Source organism: Peribacillus sp. (genome assembly GCF_059453735.1).
In genome coordinates this window covers 1-2,681 of sequence record NZ_JAZVJO010000239.1, presented here as the reverse complement: position 1 = coordinate 2,681, position 2,681 = coordinate 1, and the positions used below count along the sequence as shown (strand labels likewise).

Sequence of the window (2,681 nt, the reverse complement as noted above, 5' to 3'; positions counted from 1 at the left end):
CAGAAATTCATGTCATTTGCCGCACAGGCAGCCGAAGTGATTTAGCTGCACAAAAGCTTACATCAGCAGGCTTTAATCAAGTCATTAATGTTGTTCCGGGAATGAGTCAATGGAATGGTCCTACAGAAAAGTCAATTAGCTAAAAAAAACGAATAATGGAGGAATCATTCATGACTGTAAATGTAATGACAGCTAAAGAAATTGCACAAAAGGTCATTAAAAAAGAAGATTTGTTTATCTTGGATGTACGAAACGAATCTGATTTTAACGATTGGAAAATTGAAGGAGAGAGTATTGAAATCTTTAATACTCCTTACTTTGATTTACTTGATGGTGTTGAAGAAGTGATGGAGAGCATTCCAGATGATAAAGAAGTAGTCGTTGTCTGTGCAAAAGAGGGTTCATCCATTTTGGTAGCTGACATGTTGTCTGAAGCAGGACGTTCGGTGTCTTATTTAAAAGGCGGCATGAAAGCTTGGAGTGAACATTTAGAACCAGTCAAAATCGGCGATTTGCATGATGGAGCCGAAATTTATCAGTTCGTTCGTCTTGGTAAAGGCTGCCTATCTTATATGGTGATATCTAACGGTGAAGCGGCGGTCATCGATTCAACTAGAATGACGGACGTCTATCTTGAGTTTGCAGCTAGTAAAGAAGCGAAAATCACACATGTATTAGATACACACTTACATGCAGATCACATTTCAGGTGGAAGACAAATTGCAGAACAGACCAATGCCACGTATTGGTTACCTCCTAAAGATGCAACCGAAGTTACATTTGCCTATCAGGCTTTAGAAGGTGGGAACGTTGTAACGATTGGGAATACAGCAATAGACATTCATGCTCTATACTCTCCTGGCCATACAATTGGTTCTACATCATTTGTTGTCGATGAGAAGTACTTACTTTCTGGAGATATTTTATTCATCGATTCAATTGGCAGACCAGATCTAGCTGGATTAGCAGAGGATTGGGTGGGAGATCTTAGAGAAACGCTCTATAATCGCTACAGACAATTGTCGGACGAGCTAATTGTCTTACCTTCTCACTTTATGATTGTTGAAGAACTTAATGAAAACGGTAGTGTTGCCATGAAATTAGGTACATTATTTGCAGAAAATCACGGCTTAACTATTAACGATGAAAAAGAGTTTAGAGAAATGGTGACTGGAAACTTACCTCCACAACCAAATGCCTACCAAGAAATTCGAGAAACAAATATGGGGAAAATGACTCCAGATAGTGAAAAACAACGTGAAATGGAGATTGGACCCAATCGTTGTGCAGTACGTTAATTAAAACTATAAAAACTACTACGAATAGGGGAATAAAAGATGAATTCAGATAAAGTATTAGACGCAAGAGGATTAGCATGTCCGATGCCCATTGTAAAAACAAAGAAAGCAATCAATGAGCTAGAAACGGGTCAAGTGTTAGAAGTACACGCCACAGATAAAGGGGCAAAAGCAGATTTAGCCGCTTGGTCTAAATCTGGTGGACATGAGCTGTTGGACTCGACAGAAGAAAATGATGTATTTAAATTTTGGATTAAAAAAGGCTGATTGGAAGAGGGAACCAAGTAGGGTTCCCTTCTTTTAAAGGAGGATTAAAATGGATATTGGTTTTATCATGACTATCTTTTTAATTGGATTCATAGGCTCATATATTTCAGGGATGCTCGGTATTGGCGGATCGATTATCAAGTATCCGATGCTTTTGTATATACCGCCGATCTTTGGTTTAGCGGCCTTCAGTGCACATGAAGTATCGGGAATAAGTGCTGTTCAAGTATTATTTGCTTCCCTTTCGGGTGTCTGGGCCTATCGTAAAGGCGGATACTTAAATAAAACCCTTATCATCTATATGGGGATAAGTGTTTTAATCGGAAGTGTAATTGGGAGCTTTGGTTCGCAGTCTATGTCTGAGAACGGAATAAATCTTGTTTATGGCATCCTAGCCATCATAGCAGCAGTCATGATGTTTATTCCTAAGAAGGGAATCGACGATATTCCTTTAGACCAGGTAACCTTTAACAAGTGGCTTGCAGCGATTTTAGCTTTAATTGTGGGACTAGGCTCTGGTGTTGTTGGAGCTGCAGGGGGTTTTTTATTAGTCCCAATCATGCTGGTCGTGTTGAAAATCCCAACAAGGGTGACGATTGCATCCTCGCTGGCCATCACCTTCATTTCATCAATTGGAGCAACTGTGGGGAAAGTATCTACAGGGCAAGTGGACTATTATCCAGCCTTAATCATGATAATCGCGAGCATAATAGCCGCGCCGGTTGGGGCGATGGCAGGGAAAAAAATGAATACAAAAATTCTTCAAATCATATTAGCAGTCCTTATTTTAGCCACAGCCGTGAAGATTTGGGCGGGTATATTATAACAGTACATTCAACCATCCCTCAACTTGTTAAGATGAGGGATTTTTATTCGAATAAATAGGTAATGATAGGGAAAATTAGATATGGGCAGGGAATATTAACGAGTGTTCTTATGTTTATGAATATTCTGTTTCTGCGCAATTTGGAAGTAGGGAAGAAAGAATGATAACAGATTTGAATTAATAGGAGTATAATAGTAAAAGTAGGCTTAGAATTTTTTATTGATTCCATTGTGCGGTATGTTAATTCCTCTGAATATTTTCATGAATCCCCTCACCTTACATAAAGGTTA

The 2,681-nt window shown here is 39.0% G+C and carries 4 protein-coding genes; all 4 read left to right on the top strand.

Going from position 1 to position 2,681, the window contains the following annotated elements; genetic code table 11:
* Nucleotides 1–143: rhodanese-like domain-containing protein (locus tag AC52RT_RS07515; RefSeq protein ID WP_495540167.1), on the top strand; the 143-nt coding region annotated here is incomplete at its 5' end.
* A 27-nt stretch (nucleotides 144–170) separates the two neighbouring features.
* Nucleotides 171–1,298, top strand: a complete 1,128-nt coding sequence (locus AC52RT_RS07510; protein ID WP_495540166.1) for an MBL fold metallo-hydrolase — start codon at nucleotides 171–173, stop codon at nucleotides 1,296–1,298.
* 39 nt (nucleotides 1,299–1,337) lie between these two features.
* Entirely contained in the window at nucleotides 1,338–1,565 is a 228-nt protein-coding gene (locus tag AC52RT_RS07505) for a sulfurtransferase TusA family protein (protein WP_495540165.1), read from the top strand.
* A gap of 49 nt (nucleotides 1,566–1,614) precedes the next feature.
* Nucleotides 1,615–2,391, top strand: coding sequence for a sulfite exporter TauE/SafE family protein (locus AC52RT_RS07500; protein WP_495540164.1), 777 nt, complete (start codon nucleotides 1,615–1,617; stop codon nucleotides 2,389–2,391).
* Nucleotides 2,392–2,681: the final 290 nt, after the last annotated feature.